This window comes from Jiangella ureilytica (assembly GCF_004348545.1).
GTDB classification, from domain to species: Bacteria; Actinomycetota; Actinomycetes; order Jiangellales; family Jiangellaceae; genus Jiangella; species Jiangella ureilytica.
In genome coordinates, this window is record NZ_SMKL01000016.1 from 29,653 (window position 1) to 45,374 (window position 15,722).

The 15,722-nt window shown below is 72.7% G+C and carries 10 protein-coding genes; 2 read left to right on the forward strand and 8 right to left on the reverse strand.

Annotation, left to right across the window (positions count from 1 at the left end):
- Window positions 1-15: 15 nt before the first annotated feature.
- Both E1212_RS09340 and E1212_RS09345 read right to left on the reverse strand, forming a co-directional pair.
- The gene (locus E1212_RS09340) at window positions 16-1,896 is read right to left on the reverse strand and encodes an ABC transporter ATP-binding protein (protein WP_131981608.1); all 1,881 of its coding nucleotides are present in this window, start codon (window positions 1,894-1,896) and stop codon (window positions 16-18) included.
- Entirely contained in the window at window positions 1,893-3,455 is a 1,563-nt protein-coding gene (locus tag E1212_RS09345) for an MFS transporter (RefSeq protein WP_131981716.1), read from the reverse strand. Before E1212_RS09345 ends, E1212_RS09340 begins: the two co-directional genes overlap by 4 nt.
- A 189-nt stretch (window positions 3,456-3,644) precedes the next feature.
- Here E1212_RS09345 and E1212_RS09350 point away from each other — a divergent pair, with 189 nt between their 5' ends.
- A complete protein-coding gene (locus E1212_RS09350; RefSeq protein ID WP_131981610.1) occupies window positions 3,645-4,823 on the forward strand; it encodes an MFS transporter in 1,179 nt (392 codons plus the stop codon).
- Here E1212_RS09350 and E1212_RS09355 read toward each other — a convergent pair.
- Genes E1212_RS09355 through E1212_RS09375 form a run of 5 tightly spaced genes read right to left on the reverse strand, consistent with a single transcriptional unit; the run spans window position 4,801 to window position 9,843 of the window.
- Entirely contained in the window at window positions 4,801-5,745 is a 945-nt protein-coding gene (locus tag E1212_RS09355; RefSeq protein WP_131981612.1) for a carbohydrate ABC transporter permease, read from the reverse strand. The two genes, E1212_RS09350 and E1212_RS09355, sit on opposite strands and share 23 nt — an antisense overlap.
- On the reverse strand, window positions 5,742-6,665 hold the full coding sequence (locus E1212_RS09360) for a carbohydrate ABC transporter permease (RefSeq protein WP_131981718.1): 924 nt from the start codon (window positions 6,663-6,665) through the stop codon (window positions 5,742-5,744). The genes E1212_RS09355 and E1212_RS09360 overlap by 4 nt, the downstream gene beginning before the upstream one ends.
- A 14-nt stretch (window positions 6,666-6,679) precedes the next feature.
- Complete coding sequence (gene ngcE / locus E1212_RS09365) at window positions 6,680-8,155, reverse strand: N-acetylglucosamine/diacetylchitobiose ABC transporter substrate-binding protein (protein WP_131981614.1); 1,476 nt, start codon at window positions 8,153-8,155, stop codon at window positions 6,680-6,682.
- A 48-nt stretch (window positions 8,156-8,203) separates the two neighbouring features.
- Window positions 8,204-8,959, reverse strand: a complete 756-nt coding sequence (locus tag E1212_RS09370; RefSeq protein ID WP_131981616.1) for a sugar isomerase domain-containing protein — start codon at window positions 8,957-8,959, stop codon at window positions 8,204-8,206.
- Window positions 8,956-9,843, reverse strand: coding sequence for a MurR/RpiR family transcriptional regulator (locus E1212_RS09375; protein ID WP_131981720.1), 888 nt, complete (start codon window positions 9,841-9,843; stop codon window positions 8,956-8,958). Before E1212_RS09375 ends, E1212_RS09370 begins: the two co-directional genes overlap by 4 nt.
- A gap of 274 nt (window positions 9,844-10,117) precedes the next feature.
- On the opposite strand from E1212_RS09375, the gene E1212_RS09380 reads away from it, so the two are divergent.
- On the forward strand, window positions 10,118-11,113 hold the full coding sequence (locus tag E1212_RS09380; RefSeq protein WP_238992294.1) for an N-acetylglucosamine kinase: 996 nt from the start codon (window positions 10,118-10,120) through the stop codon (window positions 11,111-11,113).
- A gap of 80 nt (window positions 11,114-11,193) precedes the next feature.
- Here the strand turns inward: E1212_RS09380 and E1212_RS09385 are convergent, their stop codons facing one another.
- On the reverse strand, window positions 11,194-15,579 hold the full coding sequence (locus tag E1212_RS09385; RefSeq protein WP_131981620.1) for a S8 family serine peptidase: 4,386 nt from the start codon (window positions 15,577-15,579) through the stop codon (window positions 11,194-11,196).
- Window positions 15,580-15,722: the final 143 nt, after the last annotated feature.

Genomic DNA, 15,722 nt, shown 5'->3' on the forward strand with positions numbered 1-15,722 from the left:
AGCGTCGCGAGAAGATCAGCCCGACGGCACCACGGAGTCGGTCTCGAACTGGGTGCGGTGCAGCTCGGCGTATCGCCCACCGGCCGCCAGCAGCTCGAGGTGCGTTCCCCGCTCGACGACGCGGCCGGCCTCGATGACGAGGATCTGGTCGGCCGCCCGGATGGTCGACAGCCGGTGCGCGATGACCACCGCCGTCCGTCCCTCGAGGGCCGCGCCGAGCGCCTCTTGCACGGCCGCCTCGGAGGTGGAGTCGAGGTGGGCCGTCGCCTCGTCGAGGATGACCACGCGCGGCCGGGCCAGCAGCAGCCGCGCGATGGTGAGCCGTTGTCGTTCGCCGCCGGAGAGCCGGTAGCCGCGCTCCCCCACGACCGTGCCGAGGCCGTCGGGCAGCGACTGGACCAGCGCGTCGAGCCGGGCGAGCCGCAGCACGTCCCAGAGCTCGTCGTCGGTGGCCTCGGGCCGGGCGATGAGGAGGTTCTCGCGCAGTGACTCGTGGAACAGGTGGCCGTCCTGCGTGACCATGCCCAGCGTGGCCCGCACGGATGCCGTCGTGAGGTCGCGCACGTCGACGCCGCCGAGCCGGATGGCGCCGGAGTCGACGTCGTAGAGCCGCGGCAGCAGCTGCGCGATGGTCGACTTGCCGGCGCCGGACGAGCCGACCAGCGCCACCATCTGGCCCGGCGCGGCGGTGAACGAGACGCCGTGCAGCACCTCGTCGCCGCCGCGGGTGTCGAGCATGGCGACCTCTTCCAGCGACGCCAGCGACACCTTGTCGGCCGCCGGGTAGCTGAAGTGCACGTCGTCGAACTCGACCGACACCGGGCCGACGGGCACGTCGCGCGCGCCGGGCTTCTCCTGGATCAGCGGCTTCAGGTCGAGCACCTCGAACACCCGGGCGAAGCTGACCAGCGCGCTCATGACCTCGACCCGCGCGCTGGCCAGTGCGGTGAGCGGCGCGTACAGCCGCGTGAGCAGCAGCGCCATGGAGACGACGTCGCCGGCGTCGAGCTGGCCGCGCAGCGCGTAGAAGCCGCCCAGCCCGTAGACCAGGGCCAGCGCCAGCGCGCCGACCAACGTGAGCGCCGTGACGAACAGCCACTGCACCATGGCGGTGCGCAGCCCGATGTCGCGGACGCGGCGGGCCCGGACGCCGAACTCGGCGGACTCTCGCTCGGGCCGGCTGAACAGCTTGACCAGGGTGGCGCCGGGTGCGGAGAACCGCTCGGTCATCTGGGTGCTCATGACGGCGTTGTGGTTGGCCGCCTCGCGTTCGAGCCGGGCCAGCTTGCCGCCCATGCGCCGGGCGGGCAGCACGAACACCGGCAGCAGCACCAGGGCCAGCAGCGTGATCTGCCACGAGATGCCGAGCATGACCACGAGTGCGAGCACCAGCATGACGAGGTTGCTGACCACGCCGGACAGCAGGTCGCTGAACGCCCGCTGCGCGCCGATGACGTCGTTGTTGAGCCGGCTGACCAGCGCCCCGGTGCGGGTGCGGGTGAAGAACGCGATGGGCATCTTCAGCACGTGGTCGAAGACGGCCTGACGCAGGTCGACGATGAGGCCCTCGCCGATGCTGGCCGAGAGCCAGCGCTGCAGCAGCCCGACACCGGCCTCGGCCACCGCGATGACGGCGATGACCACGGCCAGCCCGACGACCGTGCCTTGCGGACCGCCGTTCATGATGGTGTCGACGACCCGCCCGGCGAGCACCGGAGTAGCCACCGCCAGGACCGCCGTCACGACGCTGAGCAGCACGAAAGCGACCAGATACCTGCGGTGCGGCCGGGCGAACCCGGCGATGCGGCGCAGCGTCGCACGCGAGAACGGCCGGGTGTCCTCTTGCGCGTGCATCGCGTTGTAGAGCGCGTTCCAGGCGGTGACTTCCATGCTCATGGCGCGACGGCCTCCACGGTGGTGGGCTGCGGCGCGACCTCTGCGCCGGAGACCCCGACCCGTCGCAGCAGCACCGCCGCCAGGACGGCGCCCACCAGCACGATGGCCGCGGCCACCACGGCGGTGACCCGCAGGCCGTCGGTGAACGCGTCCTGCGCCGTCGTCAGCAGCGCGGCGCCGTCGGGCAGCGCCGCCGCCACCGCGACGGCACCGGCCAGGGTGTCGCCGGCCGCCTCGGCGGCGGACGCGTCCAGCCCCGAGAGATCCGAAGAAGAGCTCATGCCCGAACGGTAGACGGCGGTACCGACACTCCCGAGGATCGCCAGGCCGAGGGCGCCGCCGAACTCGTTGCTCGTCTCCGACGCGGCCGATGCGGCACCGGCCTTCGACGGCGGCGCCGCGCTGATGACGAGGTCGGTGCCGAGCGCGGCGGGCGGCGTGAACCCGGCCGCCATGACGCACGTCCCGGTGATCAGCACGCCGAAGCCGGACGAGCCGCCGACCTGCGTCATGAGGCCGACGCCGGCGGCCGACACCAGCAGCCCGCCGGCGATCAGCCGGCCCGGCCGGACCCGCGACGCGAGCAGCGGGACCAGGATCATCCCGAGCATCATCGCGCCCGTCATCGGCAACACCCACAGCCCGGCCCGGAACGGCGACAGGCCGTGCACCAGCTGCAGGTACTGCATGACGAGCAGGTTCAGCCCCATCATCGCGAACGTCGCCGTCGTCATGACGCCGAGCGTCGCGCCGAAGGCCCGGTTCCGGAACAGCTCCATGTCGATGAGCGGGTCGTCGAGCGAGCGCTGCCGCCGTACGAAGAGGACGGCGAACCCCACCCCCACGACCAGGGAGGCCACCAACAGCCAGCCGAACCCGTCCTCGGCGAGCTTCTTGACGCCGTAGATGACGGGCAGCACGGCGGCGAGCAGCAGCACGGCGCTGAGCAGGTCGAGCCGGCCGGCGACGGGGTCGCGGTACTCGGGCAGCAGGAACGGCCCGGCGACCAGCAGGAGCACCATGACCGGCACGCCGACCAGGAACACCGAGCCCCACCAGAACGCCTCGAGCAGCACCCCGCCGACCAGCGGCCCGATGGAGCCGCCGACCATGAAGCTCATCATCCACAGCGAGATCGCCGTGGTCCGCTGGCGGTCGTCGTGGAACATGTTGCGGATCAGCGAGAGCGTCGACGGCATCAGCGTGGCGCCGGCGATCCCCATCAGGGCGCGGGCGGCGATCAGCATCTCCGCGCTGGTGGCGTACGCGGACAGGACGGACGCGAGCCCGAACCCGGCCGCGCCGATGAGCAGGAGTCTGCGCCGTCCGATCCGGTCCCCCAGCGAACCCATGGTGATGAGGAACCCGGCGATGAGGAACCCGTAGATGTCGGTGATCCAGAGCAGTTGCGAGGCGGTCGGGCTCAGGTCGGCGCTCAGGTGCGGCACGGCGAGGTGCAGCACGGTCAGGTCCATGATCACGAGCATCGCGGGCAGGCTCAGGACGGCCAGTGCGATCCACTCCTTCGCCCCGGCGCGGGGCGGCGGATCCTGGGTCATGGCGTCGGTGTCGGTCGTCATGTCCGCAGTCTCGTACCTCAACGAAGGTTGAGGTCAAGTCCGGCGACCCAGGAGATCCAGCGCGAGCAGCGTAGCGACCAGGCTGAGAGCCGCGGCCGCCAGTCCGCCGCGCCCCGGCTGGCCGTTCCGTTCAAGCGCCCGCCCACGCCGCCACCGTACGGTGTGGCCATGGCGAGCGTGCGGCTGCGGGCGATCTGCGGATTCGCCTGCTTCGGCCTGTTCTGGGGCGCGTGGGGCGCGATCCTGCCGGCGGTGAAGGACGGCGCCGGCGTCGGCGACGGGCAGCTCGGTCTGGCCCTGCTGATGATCGGCCTGGGCGCGCTGCTGTCGATGCGGGTCACCGGCCATCTCGTCGACCGGTTCGGCGGTGTGGTGCTGCCGGCGACGGTGGCGCTGTTCGCCGTGTGCGGGGTGCTGCCGGCGTTCGCGACCTCGATGACCACGCTCGCCGTCGCGCTGTTCCTGCTGGGCGCCACGTCGGGCGCCGCGGACGTGGCGATCAACACGGCCGGGTCGCACGCCGAGGCGGTCGCCGGGCGGCCGGTGATGAACCTCGGGCACGCCTTCTTCTCCATCGCCGTCGTGGTGGCGAGCCTCGGCACCGCCGGCCTGCGCGCCGTCGGTGCCGGGGCCCTGCCGGTGCTCGGCGCCGTCCTCGCGCTGATCGCGGTCGCCGTGCTGGTGGTCCTGGCGCCGGGCGCGCGCGAGGCGGCCCCCGCGGTGGGACGCGATCAGCGGCGACGGCGGCAGCTGCGGCCGCGCTTCAGGCGGCCTGACCCGGCGCTGCTGGTGTTCGGCGGTCTCTGCGCGCTCGCCTACGTGGTCGAGAACGCCTGGCAGAGCTGGAGCGCGCTGCACCTGGAGGTCACGCTCGGCGCCGGGCCCGGGCTCGCGTCGAGCGCGCCGGCCGTGTTCGCCGCCGCGGCGGTCGCCGGGCGCATCGGCGGCAACGCACTGCTCAGCCGGGTGCGCCCGGTGCCCGTGCTGGTCGCCGGCGCGCTCGTCGCCGCCGTGGGCTCGGCGCTGGCCGCGCTCTCGGACGGCCCTGGGCCCGGTCTCGCCGGCATCGCGATCGCCGGCCTCGGCACGTCGGTCTGCGCGCCGACGATCATCGGCATGACGGGATCCTGGGCCGGCCCGGAGCGGCGGGCGGGCGCGATCTCCACCGTCACGACGATCGCCTACCTGGGATTCCTGCTCGGACCGCCCGCCGTGGGCGCGGTGTCCGGCGTCTGGTCCCTGCCGGTCGCGCTGGGCGGGGTCGCCGTCCTCGCCGTCGTCGTCGCCGCCCTGGCCCCGGTGGCCGGGCACGCCGAGCGCAGCGCTATTTCAGCACCCCCGCGGTGAGCCCGGCCTGCACCTGCTTCTGGAAGACGATGTAGACGATCAGCACCGGCAGCAGGGCGATCACCAGGCCGGCGAACAGGGCCGTCCAGTCGGCGCGGAACCCGGTGGTGGCCGCCAGCGTGCCCAGCCCCTGCGCCAGCACCCGCTTGTCGCCGTCCTGCATGATGACCAGCGGCAGCACGTACTGGTTCCAGTGGCCCAGGAAGTTGAACAGCGCCAGGCTGATCATGCCCGGCCGGGCCATGGGGAGCATGACCTTCCAGAACAGCGAGAAGTGAGAGCAGCCGTCCATGATGCCGGCCTCGGCCACGGAGGTCGGCAGCGTGCGGAAGAACGCCGTCAGGAAGAAGACCGTGAACGGCATCGAGAACGCGACGTACACCAGGGCCAGGCTGAGATAGCTGTTGAGGCCCAGGAACTGGCCGACCACCGGCAGCGAGCCGAGGTTGCGCACCACGAAGAACATCGGCACGAGCGCCAGGAAGACCGGCAGCACCAGCCCGCCCACGAACAGGTAGTACAGGAACCGGTTGCCCGGGAAGTCGTAACGGGCCAGCACGTAGGCGCCCATCGCGCCGAACAGCATGGTCAGCGTCAGCGAGATGGACACGACGATGACGCTGTTGAGGAAGTACTGGCCGATGTTGGCCGCCGACCACGCCCGCGAGAAGTTGTCCACCTGGACGCCGGACGGCAGGCCGAGCGGGTCGACCCGGAACTCGCCGTTGGTCTTGAACGACGACAGGATCGCCCACAGCAGCGGCAGCGCCGTGATGAGCCCCCACAGCAGCAGGAAGCCGCCGTTGATCAGCCCGACCGCCTTCTCACCCGCGCCGACGCCGGGCATCCGGTCGCGCCGGCCGCCGCGCCGCGGCGAGCCGCCGTCGCCCGACACGCGGGGCGGGGACTGTGTCGTCGTCATGCCAGCTCCACCCTCTCGCGCCGCAGACCGCGCATGAACAGGATCGCCGCCACCATCGTCAGCACCAGCATGAGCACGCCGATGGCCGCGGCGTAGCCGAAGTCGGCCTCGGCGAACGCCTCGCGGTACATCGCCACGCCGAGCACGTCGCCGGCGCCCTGGACGCCGCCGTTGATGCCCAGCATGATGTGCACCGTCGCGAAGCCGTCCATCGCCTGGATCGCCATGTAGACCCAGCCGACCTGCACGGTGTCCCAGACCAGCGGCACGGTGACCTTGCGGAACGTGGTGAGCCGGCTGGACCCGTCGAGCAGCGCCGCCTCGTAGATGTCGCGCGGAATGGCCTGCATGGCCGCCGAGAACAGCACCACGTAGAAGCCGACGAACGACCACGTCATGACCAGGACGATGATCCAGATCAGGTAGTCCGGCTCGGCCAGCCAGAGCCGTTGCAGCCCGTCGAGCCCGACGGCCCCCAGCACCCGGTTGAGGATGCCGCCGGCGTTCTCCGGCGCGAACACGTACTTGAAGACGATGCCGATGATCGCGACAGAGAGCACCTGCGGGAAGAAGTACACGACCTTGTAGATCGACGACCCGCGCACGCCGGTGACCGCGCCGCCGCGGCTGCGGCCACCGACGTTGAGCATGGACGCGAAGAACAGGCCGAGCAGCAGCGTGAGGACGGGGACGACCAGCACCAGGATGAGGTTGTTCCACAGTGCCTTGTGGAGCTGGTCGTCGTTCCACATCTCCACGTAGTTGTCGAACCCGATGAAGGTCTGGGCGGCCGTGAGGCCGCTCCAGTCGGTCATCGAGATGTAGATGGCCTGGACATACGGCGACAGCATGTAGATCGCGTAGATCCCGACCGGAGGGAGCAGGAAGGTCAGGATGAAGAGATACCTGCCGTGCCGCATGTTCACCAGGGCACCTACCCCTCGCGGTTCTGCTTGACGATGGAGTCGTCCTCGCGGATCTCCGTCGCCACCGCCTCGCACTGCTCGACCCACTGGTCGACCGTGAGCTCCGCGCGCAGCAGGGCGCCGGTGGCCTGGTCGATGCCGGGGTTCTCCATGGTCCCGTACCAGCTCGGGTAGAACCAGTTGACGACGTTGTCGCCGGCGGCCTGCAGCGCGGCCTGTGCCGAGGCCAGACCGGGCGCCTCGATCTGCACGCCCTCCGAGGACCCCGCCACCGATGTCAGGCTGGTGACCCGCTCGGTGAAGCCGCGGGCGCCCTCCATCGACAACATGGCCCGCATGTACTCCATGCCGCCGAGCGGGTTCTTCGCATCGGCCGGGACGACGTACGGCTCGCCCGCCGTGGCGCGGACGGTCTCGAGCGGCATGACGGAGTCCGGCGAGAGCAGCGGGTCGGGCATCATGGCCAGCTGGAACGTCGGGTTCTCGGCGATCGCGTCGGCTTCCTCGTTCTCCAGCCACGAGCCCGACGGGCAGAACACGGCCTGGCCGCGCGCCCACAGGCCCTGCGCGTCGCGGAACTCCATGCCCTCGACGCCGGGCAGGAAGTAGCCGTTCTCGGCGAGGCTGCGGATGGCGGCCGCGGACTCCATGACCGCCTCGTGGCCCCAGGCGCCCGGCTCGAGGTTGTCGATGGCGACCAGGATCTCCGGACCGGCCAGCTTGGTGGCCATGGAGAGCAGCGGCCAGTTCATGTACCGCGGCGCGGTGACGCCCTGGTAGACCCAGGGTGCGATGCCAGTGGCGGCAATGTCGGCGCAGACGTCCATCATCTCCTGCCACGTCGTCGGCACCGGCCAGCCGTTCTCGTCCATGAGGGTCTGGTTGAACCAGAGGCCGAAGACGGTGAACGCGTAGTTCAGGACGTACGGCTTGCCGTCGCGGGTGCCGGACTCGACGGTGCCCGGCAACAGCGTGTCGCGCACCGTCACGTTCGGGTCGTCCCAGCTCGGGGCGTCGAACAGCGGCGTGAGGTCGGCGAGCAGGCCGTCGCTGACGAGCTGGCCCGGGTCCATCTGGCCGTCGCCGGAGTTGTTGATGAAGTCCGGCGGGTCACCCGCGACGAACCGCGCCTGCAGCTCCGCGCCGATGTCGACCGCAGCGTGGTGGTCGATCTGGATGTCCGGCCACTTCTCGTTGAAGATCGGCTGGTGCAGCTCGGTGGCGTACTCGTCGCCGAAGCCTCCGTCGAAGATGTAGACCTCGATCGGCTGGTCCGTGGGGATGCCGAGCGGGTTGTCGTCGGAGACGTCGCCGGACGGCGCCTCGGAGGCCTCGTCGTCGGCGTCGTCACCGCCGCCGGTCGCGCACGACGCCAGGAAGGCGCCACCGGGCCCGAGGGCCACGCCGGTGATTGCGAGGCGTTGCAGGAAGGCCCGGCGGTCGGTCCCGGCCGCCGCAGGGGTGCGTTCGATGCTGCTGGACATCGTGAAACCTCTCCTGGACTGATGTCGGAAAATGGGTCCGGCGGTCGCTCAGCCACCGCGCCGGATCCGGCCTGCGTACCGCTGCAGCAGGCCGTCGTTGTGGACGTCTCCCCCTGGGACGTTGGCGGAGAGATAGACAGGCGGCGTGTCGCCGGCCTCGATGAGCCGGCGGACCACCTCTGCCGTGAGCAGCTGCGCGAGCAGCGCCGCGGTGATGGACGAGACCGCGCAGACCGCGCCGCCCGCGGGCAGCGGCAGCACGGCGTCGCCGAACGGTCCCCCGTTGTCGAGCACGACGTCGGCGAAGTCGGTGAGCTTGCGCCCCGAGGGGTGGCGCGACTCCACCTGCGCGCCGTGCTGCAAGGACGTGATGGCGATGACGGGGTGGCCGTTCTTGCGGGCGACCTCGGCCATGCCGACGATGCTGCCGTTGATGCCGGAGTTCGACGCGATGACGAAGACGTCGTTCGCCTCGATGGGCGCGAGGTCGTACAGCCGCTGAGCCAGGTTCGGGTCGCGCTCGGTGCGCGGGTCGAGGATCGTCGCCGGGTCATCGCCGCCGTACATGACCAGGTCGGACAGTGCGATCCGGTTGGTCGGGATGAGCCCGCCGGCCCGCCCGGCGATCTCCATGGCCGTCGCCTGCGAGTGCCCGGTGCCGAAGGCCTGCACCACGCCGCCGTCGCGCACCGACCGGGCGACGATGTCCGCCGCGCGGTGCACGCCGTCGAGCTGCGACGTCGCGACGCCGTCAATGATCTCGGTGATGCGGGCCAGGTACGCGGCCGCGCTGACGTCGTTCACCGCTGCTCCTTCCGCAGGGCCCGGGCCAGCTCGGGACTGAGCGCCCGGTGCGAGCTGACCGCCTGCGCCGTCAGGTTGAGGGCCACCCCGGTGGTCTCGTACCGCCGCTGCGCGACCGCCACGTAGATGAGGTCGAGCACGATGAGCTGCGGGTGCCGGGCCGCCAGGGCGTCGGGCCGGAACGTCGTCTCGTGGATGGCGGTCGTGAGGACGATGTCGGCGACCTCGGCCAGCGCGGAGTTGCGGAAGCTGGTGAGTGCGACGGTGGACGCGCCGCGGCTGCCGGCCGCCGACAGCATCTCGACCGTCTCGTAGGTGGCGCCGGAGTGCGACACCGCGATGGCGACGTCGCTGGGGCCGAGGAGGGCGGCGCTGGTGAGGCCGGAGTGGACGTCGCTCCACGACCACGTCGGGATGCCGATGCGGTGCAGGCACAGCTGCATCTCGCCGGCGACCAGGGCGCTGCCGCCGATGCCGTAGACCTCGACCCGGCCGGCGTGGGCGATGGCGTCGGCGGCCTTCTCGACCTCGGCGAGGTCCAGCTGGGCGGCGGTCTCTTGGATGGCTCGCAGGTCGGCCGTCGTGATGAGGTCGAGCATGGCCTGCAGGGAGTCCGTCGGCAGGATCTCGCGGCCGATGTCGATCTCCCAGCCGGCGACGGCGGACGAGCGCCCGGTCTCCTCGGCCATGGCCAGCCGCAGGTCGGCGTAGCCGGGCAGTCCGAGCGCCCGGCAGAACCGGGTCACCGTCGCCGCCGACGTCCCGCTGCGCTCCGCCGTCTCGAGGATGGTGGCCCGGGCGACGACGGCGGGCGCGGACAGCACCTGCTCCCCCACCCGCTGCAGCGCGGCGGGCAGGTCCGGCAGTGCGGCCCGGATCCGCATGAGCACGGAGTCGGCCGGCGGCCCGGCCTCGGGCACTTCCGCCGGCTGCTTCGCGGCCTCACCGGAGGTGCGTGCCTCGGCCGTCGGTAGTGTCCCTTCCGCCAACGCGACCTCCCGGCCTGGTAGTCAGTTTCGCCCGTGCCCTCTAGGGCCGCGGTGGTGAGAATTCTTTCTACCCTGGCCCGGATGTCAAGTGTTTGACGAGAGTTTTCAGAAGCGTGACCCAGCCGCAGCCCGGGTGAGACCGGACGGAGAGGATTGCTACGTGGGGACGATGGAGGCGCCGCTCGCGCTGGGTCTGGACATCGGTGGCACGTCCACCCGGGCGCTGGTCATCGACGGCGCGGGCCGGCGGCTGGGTTCGGGGCGGGCCGACGGCGCCAACCTCACCTCGCACGCCACGGAGAAGGCGTTCGACGCGGTCTCGGCGGCGGTGGCGGCCGCCCTGTCCGACGTCGCTCCGGCCGCGGTCGGTGCCGCCGTCATCGCGACCGCCGGCGACCACAACTTCACCCGGCCCGAGATCGCGGCCGAGCTCTCCGCACGGTGGAAGGCGGCGGGTCTGACCTGCGGCTACACCGTCGTCGCCGACGCCCTGGCCGCCTTCGTGGCCGGCACGCCGTCGCCGGACGGCACGCTGGTGCTGTCGGGCACCGGCGCGATCACCGCCCGGTTCACCGACCGCGTTCTCGGGCAGATCATCGACGGCCACGGCTGGCTGCTGGGCGACTTCGGCTCCGGGTTCTGGCTCGGCCGCGAGGCGGTGCTGTCGACGCTGGCCGCCCTCGACCGGGGCGTCGTTCCCGGGCCGATGGGTCGGGCCATGGTGACGGCACTGCTCGGGCCGTCCGGGTCCTCGGCCGCGCCGTCGCGCGCCGTCACCAACGACATCGTGCTGGCGGTGCATGCCCGCCCGCCGGTCACGTTGTCGGAACTGGCCCCGCTGGTGACGGCACACGCGGGAGCCGACGCCGAGGCGGACCGCATCCTCGCCGCGGCCGCCGATCACCTGCTCGCGGCCGCTTCGGTGGTTCGGGAGGCCGACGACGTGACGCCGATCGTGCTGGCCGGGTCGCTGCTCACCGGCGACACGCCGCTCGCTTCCTTGGTGCGGGCAGGGGTGGCGACGTCCTGGCCTTCGGCGCCGGTCGGGGTGGCATCGGACGGAGCCGCCGGGGCCGCCTGGCTCGCCGCCCGCTCCCTGCTCGCCGGCGACGACGCCGCGGACCGCCTGCACGCCGCCCTCTTCCCGCCCCCCGCCCAACGTTGATCTTGGAGTGATGGCAGGGTTCCGGTCCGGAATGTCCGATGACTACCGCACTCACTCCAAGATCGACGTCGGGTGGGCGGTCAGGGGCAGGCCAGCCGCACCTCCACGACCGACGGGCCGGCAGCGGGCGGCCGGACGCGGCGCGAGTCGGACTCATAGCCGTCCGCCGTCGTCGTGAGGGTCAGCGGCATCTCCGACCGGTCCAGCCAGCGCAGGAACCGGCCGTCGCGGTCGGTGCGGACGGTCGCGTCGGCGCCGCGGCCGTCGATCAGCACGTGCGCCCCGGAGACGGGCCCGTCCTCGCCGCCCGAACCGCAGGCCTCGCCCGTCACCGTCCCGCTCAGCGCACCCCAGCGGCGTGGCACCTCGACGGTCAGCGACACGTCGACGGGGTCGAGGGCGTACGGGGTGTCCTCGCGCACCCAGAGCCCGCCCTCGTACGTCCCCGGCTGGGCGACGCCGGCGGTGACGTGCAGCGTCACGTCGGCCGACTCGCCGGGCTCCAGCACGCCCGGCGCGTCGCCGACGGACAGCCAGGACACGTCGGCCGACCGGCAGTCGCCGTACGTCGGGAGCTGGTCCACGGTCGTGACCGGGAAGAATCCCGTCCGGTCGCTGCCGCCGACCCGGTTCAGGCCGCACGTGCTGCCGGCGCGGTACAGCACGTTCGCCGGCGCCGGGAGGTCGAGCCAGGCGTCGGTGTCGGGGTCGTACGCCCAGCTCTCGTTGGTGATGGCGGTGCCGTCGTAGCCGCCGGCGACGATCAGCTCGTCGGACGCGCCGGTATAGGCCATGCCCCAACGAGCCGCCGGCAGGTCGGCGACCCGGCTCCAGCTGTCGGTGGCGGGGTCGTAGGCGTACGTGTGGTCGGAGATGCGGCCGTCGCGCTGGATGCCGCCGGCGCAGTACACCCGGCCCTCGATACCGGCGCAGGCCTGCCGCGACGTGCTGGTGGGGTACGGCGCCAGCGTGGCCCAGGTGTCCGTCGGCGGGTCGTAGCGGTAGACGGTGTCGCGGCCGCAGTTGTTGTCGCAGCCGCCGACCACGTACAGCTGCCCGTCGAGCACCGCCCGTCCGGCGCCGTAGACGGGCATCGGCGCCGCGGCCAGGGCCGTCCACCGGTCGGTGTGCGCGTCGTAGGCCCAGGTGTCGCTCTTGGGCCGCTGGTCGCTCCACCGCCCGCCGGTGACGTAGAACAACTCGCCGATGACGGCACCCATGGCGGCCTCGCGGGCCTGCGGCAGGTCGGCGATCGGTTCCCAGCGCAGCGTCGCCGGGTCGTACGTCCAGCCCGCGCTCACCCAGTCGAGGTTCCCGGTGCCGCCGATGCCGCCGACGGAGAAGATGCGCCCGTTCAGCTCGCCGACGGCGTTGTCGAGCACCGGCATCGGGTAGTCGGCGAGGTCGGTCCACGGCCCGTCGGCAGGCGTTCCGGCGCCCGCCGAGCCGGCCGCGCCGCCGGTGGCACCGTCGGTCGCCGGGTCGAAGCCGAGCGGCGACGCGTCGCCGTCGACCCGCACGATCTCCGCGCCCTCGGCGGCCGCGACGTCGGCCCGGCCGAGGCTGCTGCCGTCGGGCCGCAGGATCGTGCTGCTCCCCTGCCGCTCGGTGAGCTCGACGGCGACCGGCGCGGTCCCGGTGTTGGTCAGCGTGACGGTGTGCTCGGCCGACGCGCCCAGTTCGAGCGCCGTGTCGATACCGCCGGACACCGCCAGCCGGCCCGCGGCGAGTGCGATGTCGTGCCTGGTCACGCCCCCGGCGACGACGGCGACAGCGTGCTCGCCGCGGGCGTACCGGTCGGCGTCGGCCGTGAGGACGGGCGTGACACCGGCCGCGAACAGCGCGTAGAACCCGTCCACCGACTCGACCGGGTCGAGCGGCGCCGCGGCGTCGGCCACGCGGGCCCCGGTGAGCGGCGTGCCCGTGTTGGCGTCGGTGACGGTTCCGACCACCAGCCCGCCCTCGACCGGCACGCACTCGCGGCTGCCGACGTACACGTCGTCGAGCTGCCAGGAGTACGAGCTGAACCGGGCGTCGTAGTAGTGGAACCGCACCTGGACGTCCGGATCCCCGGCGGCCTGCGGGATCGGGATCGTCCGCTCCACGCCGCCGCGCGTGTTGACGCCGGTCTGGCGCAGCACGGTCTCCCAGGTGACGCCGCCGTCGAGGCTGAGGTCGACGTCCGCGACGTCGCCGAGCTGGTTGAGCGCCTGCCGGAACCCGATGACCGGCGCGGCGTCGTCGCTGAGGTCGTAGACCGGCGTGGTCAGCGTGGTGTCGACGTAGACGCCGAGTCCGGGGCTCTGCACACTGGCCGAGGCCTCGCTGCCGCCGGTGAGGTTGCCCTTGTCGTACGGATCGTCGAACGCCCAGACCTCGCCGCTGCCGTTGCCGTCGGCGACCGTCCAGCCGGCGGGCAGGCCGTGGTCGAGGTCGGTGCCGCCGCCGGTGTAGGTGTACGCGTAGCCGGGGGTCGTGCATCGGCCGGCCACCCGGGCGAGCGCGATGTCGGCCGTCACGTCCTCGTCCCCGGCGACGACGGTGGCGGCGCCCGGCTGGTAGCCGGGATACTCCGAGGCGACGGCGAGGGTGTACGACGCGCCCGCCGGAACCTCGACGGCGTACCGCCCGGTCTCCGGGTCGGTGTGCACGGTGCCGCCGGGCATGGCGTCGACCGTGACCTCGGCGTGCAGGGGCCAGCCCTGCCCGGACCCGTCGGTGACCCGGCCGCTGACGGTGACGGTGTCCTGTGCCGTCAGGGCGAGCTCGAGGGTCGCCGTCTCGTCCTGCGTGACCGTCACCGAACCCGAGCGCGGTACGTAGCCGAACGCCGTCGCCGTCACCTCGTAGTCGCCGACCCGCAACGGGACGGTGTAGCTGCCGTCGTCGCCGGTGGTCCGTTCGCGCTCGACCGGTCCGGTGATCGAGATCAGCGCGCCCGGGACCGGCTCGCCGGTCGCGGCGTCGGTGACCGTGGTGACCAGCGTGCCGGTGTCGCCGACCGGTGCGGAGTCGAGCAGCGCGAGCGCGTCGAGCCGGCCCTCGCCGAACACGTTGTTGTCCTCGGCGGTGCCGCCGCACTCGTCGTTCGCGGTGTCGCGGGCGGTGCCGTCGAGCAGCTCGATGGTGCTCTCCACGTCGCCGGCCAGCGCGGGCGCCGCCGACCACGCGAGCGCGACGGCGCCCGCCACGTGCGGTGCGGCCATCGACGTGCCGTCGGCGATCTCGTAACCCCCGCCCGGCCAGGCGGACCGGACGTCGACCCCGGGCGCGGAGAGGTTCGGCTTGATCTCGCCGTCCTGGCCGGTGCCACGGCCGGAGAACCCGGCGATCGTGTCCGTGACGTCGTAGGCGCCGACCGAGTAGTTGACGGTCCGGCTGCCCGGCGAGCTGGACGTCAGGCAGCGGGAGCCGAGGTTGCCGTTGGCCCAGACCGCGAAGATCCCCGAGGCCGCCCAGGCCCGGCTGATGTCCTCCATGAACGGGTCGGTCGACGGTGTCTGGCTGCCCCACGAGTTGTTGACGACGTGCGGCCGGCGGCTCGCGTCGGGGTGCTCACCGTGCGGGTCGGTGGGCTCGAGCAGCCACTGGCCCGATGCGATCAGGGCCTCGTCGGTGCAGCAGCCGTTGGTCGCGATCCAGCGCGCTCCGGGCGCCACCCCGATGGCGCTGCCGCCCGCGTCGTCGCCGGCCATGGTGCCCATGGTGTGGGTGCCGTGGCCGTTGTCGTCGCACGGGGCCCCGCCGCAGACGCCCCGGGCGTCGAACCAGTTGTAGGCGTGGTCGACGGTGCCGTCGGCGCGGGCGCCGCGGTACTGGCCGGCCAGGGCCGGGTGGTCGTACTGGACGCCGGAGTCGATGCTCGCGACCGTGATGCCCTCGCCCGCGACGCCGTACTGCGCCCAGACGTCGTCGGCGTTGATGTTCGCGATGCCCCACTCGACGGCGGCGGCCGCGCGGGCGTGGGCGGCCGGCCGGGTGTCGGGGTCGGGCAACTCGTAGGCACGGGCCGGGTGGAGCGAGCCGACCTCCGGCTGCGCGGCCAGCTCGGCCGCGAGCTCGGCGGTGCCCGCCTGGATCCGGATGGCGTTGGTGGCCCAGAACGCCTCGTACGCGACGCCTTCCTCGTCGAGCCGTTCGCGGACGGCGGCCTGGCTGCTCTCGGCGGTCTGCCGCAGCGCGGCCGCCACCGCCGCGCCTCGCTCGGTCCAGTCCGCGACCGCCGCGGCCGCCGCCAGGTCGGCCTCGTCCTCGAACCGGACCCAGAGCTCGGCGGTGTCCTCGGCGGCCAGCTGACGACGCAGCTGCGCCTCGATGGGCGCCGGCGCGTCGGCGGCCGTCCCGGCCGCCGGGACGGCCGCCGGGACGGCCGCGGGAACCGCGGCCGTCGTCGGGACCGGGACGAACGCCGCCGCCAGCGCGAGCGCGCCCAGCACGCCCAGCCCGGCCCGCACCCGCATGTTCATCGACCTGACCTCCCATGACGCCGACAGTGGCAGTGACCCTAGGGGCGGAAACGGGCGGATTCCGGGTCGGGATCAGGGCAGTTCACGGGCAATTGGAGGATGTCGTCCACAGCTTGTACGACGTGTTTGACGCGGCGGGCCGT

Coding starts and splice junctions, on each gene's coding strand:
- E1212_RS09340 (WP_131981608.1), bottom strand. CDS start 1,896: ATGAGCATGGAAGTCACCGCCTGGAACGCGCTCTACAACGCGATGCAC.
- E1212_RS09345 (WP_131981716.1), bottom strand. CDS start 3,455: ATGACCCAGGATCCGCCGCCCCGCGCCGGGGCGAAGGAGTGGATCGCA.
- E1212_RS09350 (WP_131981610.1), top strand. CDS start 3,645: ATGGCGAGCGTGCGGCTGCGGGCGATCTGCGGATTCGCCTGCTTCGGC.
- E1212_RS09355 (WP_131981612.1), bottom strand. CDS start 5,745: ATGACGACGACACAGTCCCCGCCCCGCGTGTCGGGCGACGGCGGCTCG.
- E1212_RS09360 (WP_131981718.1), bottom strand. CDS start 6,665: ATGCGGCACGGCAGGTATCTCTTCATCCTGACCTTCCTGCTCCCTCCG.
- ngcE (WP_131981614.1), bottom strand. CDS start 8,155: ATGTCCAGCAGCATCGAACGCACCCCTGCGGCGGCCGGGACCGACCGC.
- E1212_RS09375 (WP_131981720.1), bottom strand. CDS start 9,843: ATGCGGATCCGGGCCGCACTGCCGGACCTGCCCGCCGCGCTGCAGCGG.
- E1212_RS09380 (WP_238992294.1), top strand. CDS start 10,118: ATGGAGGCGCCGCTCGCGCTGGGTCTGGACATCGGTGGCACGTCCACC.
- E1212_RS09385 (WP_131981620.1), bottom strand. CDS start 15,579: ATGAACATGCGGGTGCGGGCCGGGCTGGGCGTGCTGGGCGCGCTCGCG.